The 6410-nt window shown below is 66.2% G+C and carries 8 protein-coding genes; 1 reads left to right on the top strand and 7 read right to left on the bottom strand.

The genetic code is table 11. The features are described from left to right. The 7 genes from JHC99_RS16935 to folE all read right to left on the bottom strand — a co-directional run. On the bottom strand, nt 1–1207 hold a 1207-nt coding region (locus tag JHC99_RS16935; protein WP_292155812.1), incomplete at its 3' end, for a UbiD family decarboxylase. A 27-nt stretch (nt 1208–1234) separates the two neighbouring features. Beyond that, nucleotides 1235–1888 carry a Pr6Pr family membrane protein gene (locus JHC99_RS16930; RefSeq protein WP_292155811.1) on the bottom strand — a complete coding sequence of 218 codons (654 nt, stop codon included), beginning with the start codon at nt 1886–1888 and terminating at the stop codon, nt 1235–1237. Continuing rightward, nucleotides 1888–2136, bottom strand: coding sequence for a helix-turn-helix transcriptional regulator (locus tag JHC99_RS16925; RefSeq protein ID WP_292155810.1), 249 nt, complete (start codon nt 2134–2136; stop codon nt 1888–1890). The genes JHC99_RS16930 and JHC99_RS16925 overlap by 1 nt, the downstream gene beginning before the upstream one ends. 36 nt (nt 2137–2172) lie before the next feature. Beyond that, nucleotides 2173–3021 carry an aldo/keto reductase gene (locus tag JHC99_RS16920; RefSeq protein ID WP_292155808.1) on the bottom strand — a complete coding sequence of 283 codons (849 nt, stop codon included), beginning with the start codon at nt 3019–3021 and terminating at the stop codon, nt 2173–2175. 28 nt (nt 3022–3049) lie between these two features. Continuing rightward, entirely contained in the window at nt 3050–3409 is a 360-nt protein-coding gene (locus JHC99_RS16915) for an MmcQ/YjbR family DNA-binding protein (RefSeq protein ID WP_292155807.1), read from the bottom strand. Between the two features lie 85 nt (nt 3410–3494). Next, the gene (locus tag JHC99_RS16910; protein WP_271144695.1) at nt 3495–3944 is read right to left on the bottom strand and encodes a biopolymer transporter ExbD; all 450 of its coding nucleotides are present in this window, start codon (nt 3942–3944) and stop codon (nt 3495–3497) included. A gap of 149 nt (nt 3945–4093) precedes the next feature. Continuing rightward, nucleotides 4094–4708: a GTP cyclohydrolase I FolE gene (gene folE / locus JHC99_RS16905; RefSeq protein WP_292155805.1), complete on the bottom strand. Its 615-nt coding sequence runs from the start codon at nt 4706–4708 to the stop codon at nt 4094–4096. Between the two features lie 135 nt (nt 4709–4843). Between folE and cysS the strand changes: the two genes are divergently transcribed. Further along, the gene (gene cysS / locus JHC99_RS16900) at nt 4844–6253 is read left to right on the top strand and encodes a cysteine--tRNA ligase (RefSeq protein ID WP_292155803.1); all 1410 of its coding nucleotides are present in this window, start codon (nt 4844–4846) and stop codon (nt 6251–6253) included. The last annotated feature ends 157 nt before the right edge of the window (nt 6254–6410 follow it).

Raw genomic sequence — 6410 nt, 5'->3', positions numbered from 1 at the left:
ACATGAACTGGCGCAGATAGCTCCAGACGCCCAGCATCACCCGCTTGGCATGGCCGGGGTAAGCCTTCTTCATCGACACCACGGCGATGCGGTAGCTGCAGCCTTCGGGCGGCAGCCAGAAGTCGGTGATCTCGGGGAACTGGGCCCTCAGCAGGGGGATGAAGACTTCGTTCAGCGCCTCACCCAGCACCGAGGGCTCGTCGGGCGGGCGGCCGGTGAAGGTGGTCAGATAGATGGGGTCGCGGCGCATGGTGATGGCCGTGACCTGGAACACCGGGAAGGTCTCGACCGAGTTGTAATAGCCGGTATGGTCACCGTAGGGCCCCTCGGGCGCGTGCTCGTCCAGCAGGACGTGGCCCTCCAGCACGATCTCGGCGTTGGCCGGGACCATAAGGGGGACAGTTTTACAAGGGACCAGCTCGGCCTTGGCTCCGCGCAGCAGGCCGGCGAACTGGTATTCGGACAGGGTGTCCGGCACGGGTGTGACGGCGGCCAGGATGGTGCCCGGATCGGCGCCGAGCACGACAGCGCAGGGCAGGGGGCCGGTCTTACGCTTCTTGTGGCGCGCATAGTGCTGGGCACCGCCACGATGGGCCAGCCAGCGCATGATGGCCTTGTCCTTGCCCAGGACCTGCATCCGGTAGATGCCGAGGTTGAAGTCATCCTCGCGGTCGTCGGACGGGCCCTTGGTGACGACGAGGCCCCAGGTGATCAGCGGTGCCGGCTCGCCGGGCCAGCAGCCCTGGACGGGGAGGGAGGTCAGGTCGATCTCGTCGCCCTTGAACACAACCTGCTGGACCGGGGCGGTCTTCACCACCTTGGGCCGCATCGACATGACCGTCTGCATCAGCGGCAGCATCTCCATGGCGTCGCCGAGACCGCGCGGCGGGGTCGGGTTGCGCAGGAAGGCCAGAAGCTCGCCGACCTCACGCAGTTCGGCGGCGGTGGTGCGCGTCTTCTTCTCCATGGTCACCCCCATGGCCACGCGCTTGACCGTGCCGAACAGATTGGCGAGGCAGGGGATGGGGCTGATCGAGCCGTCGGGCATGACCGGCTTCTCGAACAGCACGGCCGGGCCGCCGTTCCTCAGCAGGCGCGTCTGGATCTCGGTCATTTCGAGGTGGGTGGAGACGGGTTCCGTCACCCGCACCAACTCGCCCTCGGCCTCCAGCATGGCCATGAAGTCGCGCAGGGATTTGTAGGCCAATGAACCGCTCCGGTGGATCAGGTCGGATTAGGCGGCTGCGGCCGTCCTGTCACGCCGTCCAAGGGTGCGGTCGATCGCCACGACGATCAGGCCCACGATCGCGAAGAAGACCAGCAGGCCGCCGAAGTTCAGCAGGGCGGGGGCCAGGCCGAGCCGGCCCACATCGATGAACCAGTAGGGATACCAGCCGCTGATCGCGCCGTGCAGCAGTGTCCAGGCTCCATAGGCGAGGGGAAAGGCCAGCCACCGGCCGGCATCCATCCATCTCAGGCGGCCGTTCGGGGTGAAGACCAGCCAGTCGATCAGGATGGCGGCGGGCATGACGTAATGCAGGGCGATGTTGGCGATCCAGGACCAGCCCTGCGGGCTCCAGGTGGCGTGAAGCAGGAAATGGTACACCAGTCCCACGACCACGGCATACATGGTGACCCCGGCGCGAATACCCTCGGATTCGGCCCAGCGCCCGGGACGACTGCCGGCGGCGATCACCGGCAGGGTCATGGCGAGGGCGACCAGCAGGTTGGTCAGGATGGTGAAAAAGCTGAAGAAGTTCACCGTCCGCGTGATCAGGGCGGCGGCCGGAGGTGCCGAAATCATCAGCCCGTACTGAAGCCCCAGGGCCGCCCAGCCGACGACGGCGAAAGCTCCGCGCCAGATCAGGGCGGCCCGCGATCGGCTCATCAATAGGCCGGGGTGTCGGACACCAGCGCCCAGAGCGGGAGGTGCAGCACCTGGGTCGCGGCCCCCAGCTGGGTGGTGGTCAGGTGACGGCGTCCGGCCTCGATGAGCCGGACATCTTCCGGCGTCAGGTGGATAGCCTCGGCCAGGGCGTCCAGTTCGACGTGGCGCTGGGTTCGCCAGCGTCGCAGGCGGGCACCGATCCGGACGTCGTCGGGATCAACCGATGGAAAGCCGAGTACCTGACCCATGGCGTCTCCTGACCTCCGCGCTTCTGCTATCGCGGATCAGGCAGCTTCGTCCCATTTGAACGCCGGGTCCAGCCAGTCGCCGAGGCGGCCGTCGGGACGGGCCAGGGCGTGGATGCGGGCCATCTCTTCGTCCGACAGGGTGAAGTCGAAGATGTCGAAGCTTTCCTCGGCGCGGCTGACCTTGGTGGTCCGGGGGATGGCGATGACATCCTGCTGGATCAGCCAGCGCAGGGTGACCTGGCCGGCCGACTTGCCGTGGACCTGGCCGATGGCGTTGATGACGGGATCATCGGCGATCTTGCCCTGGGCGAGCGGCGACCAGGCGGTGATCGAGGAGCCGAGGTCGCCGGCGGTCGCCAGCAGCGGGCCGTTGGCGAGGTAGGGGTGGTATTCGACCTGATTGGTGACCAGTTTCGCCTTCGACAGGCCTTGGGCCTGCTTGAACTCGGCGGACGGGAAGTTGGACAGGCCGATCGAACGGGTCAGGCCCTGATCCTTCGCCTCATTGAGCGCGCCCAGCGTCTCGGCGAAGGTCGGTTCGGCCTTGGGCCAGTGCAGCAACAGCAGGTCGGGCGTAAACCCCAGGTTGGCGACTGACTGGCGCGCCTGGGCCAGAAGGGCGTCGTGGTGGAAATGCTTCACCCAGATCTTGGTCGTCAGCCAAATGTCGGCGCGGGCGACATGGCCCGCCTCGATGGCGTCGCGGATGCCGTCGCCGACCGCCGCCTCGTTGTGATAGATCCAGGCCGTGTCGATGTGGCGATAGCCGATGCGCAGGGCCTCCGCGACCATCCGGCGGGCGTCTTCAGGCTCGAGCATCCAGGTGCCGAAACCCAGGAGCGGGATCGACAGGCCGTCGACGACGAGGCTTGGCTGGGCGGACATGGTGGGCTCCTCAAGGCGGACCCGGGAGTTAGGCGCCGGGGGCCTCGCCCGGAAGGGCCGGATGCTGCTTTTGCAGGGCCTTCGGCGCGACCTTTCGCCAGCGCCGCGCCATCATGACCCCCAACCAGGCCGGCTCGACGCTCTCGAAGCGGGCCAGCACCATGGCGTGGTTGCGATAGTGGTCGGTGAAGAAGAAGGTTTCGGGATCCATCTCGACGAGCAGGTCGCGCTCGTCCAGGCTGCCCAGATGCACGACCACGCTGTCGTCCTCGTCGCGGATACGGGTCAGGAACTTTCCGGCCGTCCGAAAGGCCGGCATGCCGTAGGCCGAGCCGCGCTCGGTCCCGGGCAGGGCCAGGATCAGGGCCTCGACGTCGTCGCGGGTCATGGACTTTCTCCCGTCAGGTCGCGATCGAGAAAAAGGCCGCATCCCGAAGGAGGCGGCCTCTGTCTTCAGTCCTGCGCCGTATGGCTCAGGTGATGTCTTCGTTCAGCAGGCCGACCTTGTAGAAGCCGTTGGTCTGGAGCGTGTTCATGACTTCCATGAACTGGCTGTACTTCACTTCCGGCTGGGCGCGGACGAACAGGCGTTCTTCCTTGCAGCCCTGGCCGGTGGGATCGCCGAGAGCGGCACAGGCGTCGACGGCCAAGGTTTCGATCGTGGTCTGGCGGTCGGCCAGGAAGATCGAGCCGGTGTCCTGGATGGTCACATAGACCGGATCCTTGGGCTTCTCAGGGGTGATGGGCGGCGGCGTTGCGGGCGGGAGGTCCAGCTTGATCGACACGGTGGCCAGCGGGGCCGAGACCATGAAGATGATCAGCAGAACCAGCATGATATCGACGAACGGCGTGACGTTGATGTCCGAGTTCTGTTCGATGGTCTTGCCGCCGGACGCGCCGGGGCCTGAAAGTCTACCGGCCATGCTCTAGATTTCTCCCTGGAGGTCCGCCGCCGAGCGGGGACCGAGCGATTGGTTCGTGGGTGTTTCTTGGCGGCCTCGAAGGCGGTTGTAAAGCGGTCTGACGCGCCGTTTCGTTCCGTCGCGTCGCTTTTCGCGCAACAGGCGTGCGATCAGCCCTTCGCCAGTTTCAGGAATCGATCGGTCAATGCCGGATCGGACTTGAAGGCGCCGGTGAAGCGGGTGGTGATGGTCGAGACGTGGCGGTGGTGAACGCCGCGCGTGGTCATGCACTGATGTTCGGCATTGATCAGGACCGCCACCCCGGCAGGGCTCAGGTGCGCCTCGATGGCGTCGGCGATGTCCTGGGTCAGGGTCTCCTGGTTCTGGAGACGGCGCGCGAAGATCTCGACGACGCGGGCCAGTTTGGAGATGCCGACGACCTTTTCGGCCGGGATGTAGGCGACATAGGCCTTGCCCAGGAAAGGGGCCATGTGATGCTCGCAGTGGCTTTCGACCTCGATGTCGCGCAGCAACACCATGTCGTCATAGCCCTGGACGTCCTCGAAGGTACGGGACAATTCCTTGCCCGCGTCGGCGTCATAGCCGTCGAACCATTCGCCATAGGCGTCGACCACCCGCTTGGGCGTATCGATCAGGCCGGGCCGCGAAGGATCGTCGCCGGCCCAGGCGATCAGGGTGCGCACGGCCTCCAAAGCCTGCTCACGGCTGGGGCGCGTCGTCACGAGGACGGGCTTGCTGACGACCGGAACGGGTGAAGCACTCATGAAATCGATCTCGAAACCGACGAAACGACGCCCCGTGGGCCTTCTTTCGTCCTTGGACACTGTTTAACAGCTTGGCGGCTATATGGGGCATCCCCTCCGTCCCGCAAGAAAACTCTCGAAAGCCGCGCTCCCACGATGACGCTCTCACTCTACGACACCCTGCACCGCGAGAAGCGTGTCTTTTCGCCGCGCGATCCAAACCGGGTGACGCTCTATGTCTGCGGGCCGACGGTCTATGACTATGCGCACATCGGCAATGCGCGGCCGCCGGTGGTGTTCGACGTGCTGGTGCGGCTGTTGAGGCGCGAGTACGGGGCCGACAGCGTGATCTATGCGCGCAACGTCACCGACGTGGACGACAAGATCAACGCCAAGGCGGCGAAGGAGGGCGTGCCGATCGGCGAGGTGACGGCCCGGTATGAGGCCGCCTATCTGGCCGACATGGGGTTGCTGAACGTCACGGCACCCGACCTGGCCCCCCACGTCACCGACCATATCGAGGCCATAGTGGCCCAGATCGCGGCCATCGTGGATCAGGGCTGCGGCTATGCCGCCGAGGGTCATGTGCTGTTCGACGTGTCCAGCTATCCGGCCTATGGCGCGCTGTCGGGGCGGAACCTGGACGACATGATCGCCGGGGCCCGGGTCGAGGTGGCACCGTACAAGCGCAACCCCCACGACTTCGTGCTGTGGAAGCCGTCCAAGGAAGGCGAGCCGTCGTGGCCGTCGCCGTGGGGGCAAGGGCGCCCGGGCTGGCATATCGAATGCTCCGCCATGATCGAGGCGGAGCTGGGTCTGCCGATCGACATCCACGGCGGCGGCATCGACCTGGTGTTTCCGCACCACGAGAACGAGATCGCGCAAGGTGTCTGTGCTCACGGCCATGCCCATGCGGCGACGGCGCCGGCCGAATACAGCCGCTACTGGATGCACAACGGCTTTCTGACCGTGGATGCGGAGAAGATGTCCAAGTCGATCGGCAACGTCCTTCTGCTGCACGACCTGGTCCAGGCCATGCCGGGGGAGGTGGTGCGCTGGGCTCTGCTGAGCGCGCACTACCGCCAGCCGCTGGACTGGAACCAGTCTCTGCTGGACCAGTCGCGCAAGAATCTGGACCGGCTGTACGGTGCCCTGCGCCGGGCCGAGGGGGTCGAGGCCTTGGGCGACATGCCGTCGCCCGAGTTCCTGGAGGCCATCGAGGACGACCTGAACACGCCGGGTGCCATGTCCAAGCTTTTCGCCCTGTCCAGCGAGATCGAGCGGGCCATGACGGCGGGTGACACGCGGGCCGTGGGGATCGCCAAGGCCGAACTGATCGCGTCGGGGGCCATTCTGGGCGTGCTGCAATCGACACCGGACCAGTGGTTCGAGGGCGGGGCCGACGACGGGCTCAAGACCGAGGTCGAGGCCCTTCTGGCCGAACGGATCGAGGCGCGAGCGGCCAAGAACTGGGCCGAGGCGGATCGGATCCGGGACCGGCTGACGGCGCTGAACGTCGTGGTCATGGACGGCCCGACCGGCGCGACCTGGCGGTTGAAGGACTGAGGCGAGGCCGCCGCCAAGCTGTGCCGCAGTTTGGTCGCGCCTGAAGGTTGCACCCGCCTTTCATCGGCGCATAACTCTGGTCAGGACCTCGACGGGAGTGAGCCATGCCGACCTTCACCGGAACCTCCGGCGCCGACCTCTTGACGGGGACCGAGGA

Origin of the sequence: Brevundimonas sp. (assembly GCF_016463485.1) — a bacterium.
In the GTDB taxonomy this organism is placed as follows: Bacteria; Pseudomonadota; Alphaproteobacteria; order Caulobacterales; family Caulobacteraceae; genus Brevundimonas.
This window is presented reverse-complemented; position numbering and strand designations above follow the sequence as displayed.

Coding starts and splice junctions, on each gene's coding strand:
- folE (WP_292155805.1), bottom strand. CDS start 4,708: ATGAGTGCTTCACCCGTTCCGGTCGTCAGCAAGCCCGTCCTCGTGACG.
- JHC99_RS16930 (WP_292155811.1), bottom strand. CDS start 1,888: ATGAGCCGATCGCGGGCCGCCCTGATCTGGCGCGGAGCTTTCGCCGTC.
- JHC99_RS16910 (WP_271144695.1), bottom strand. CDS start 3,944: ATGGCCGGTAGACTTTCAGGCCCCGGCGCGTCCGGCGGCAAGACCATC.
- JHC99_RS16915 (WP_292155807.1), bottom strand. CDS start 3,409: ATGACCCGCGACGACGTCGAGGCCCTGATCCTGGCCCTGCCCGGGACC.
- JHC99_RS16925 (WP_292155810.1), bottom strand. CDS start 2,136: ATGGGTCAGGTACTCGGCTTTCCATCGGTTGATCCCGACGACGTCCGG.
- JHC99_RS16920 (WP_292155808.1), bottom strand. CDS start 3,021: ATGTCCGCCCAGCCAAGCCTCGTCGTCGACGGCCTGTCGATCCCGCTC.
- cysS (WP_292155803.1), top strand. CDS start 4,844: ATGACGCTCTCACTCTACGACACCCTGCACCGCGAGAAGCGTGTCTTT.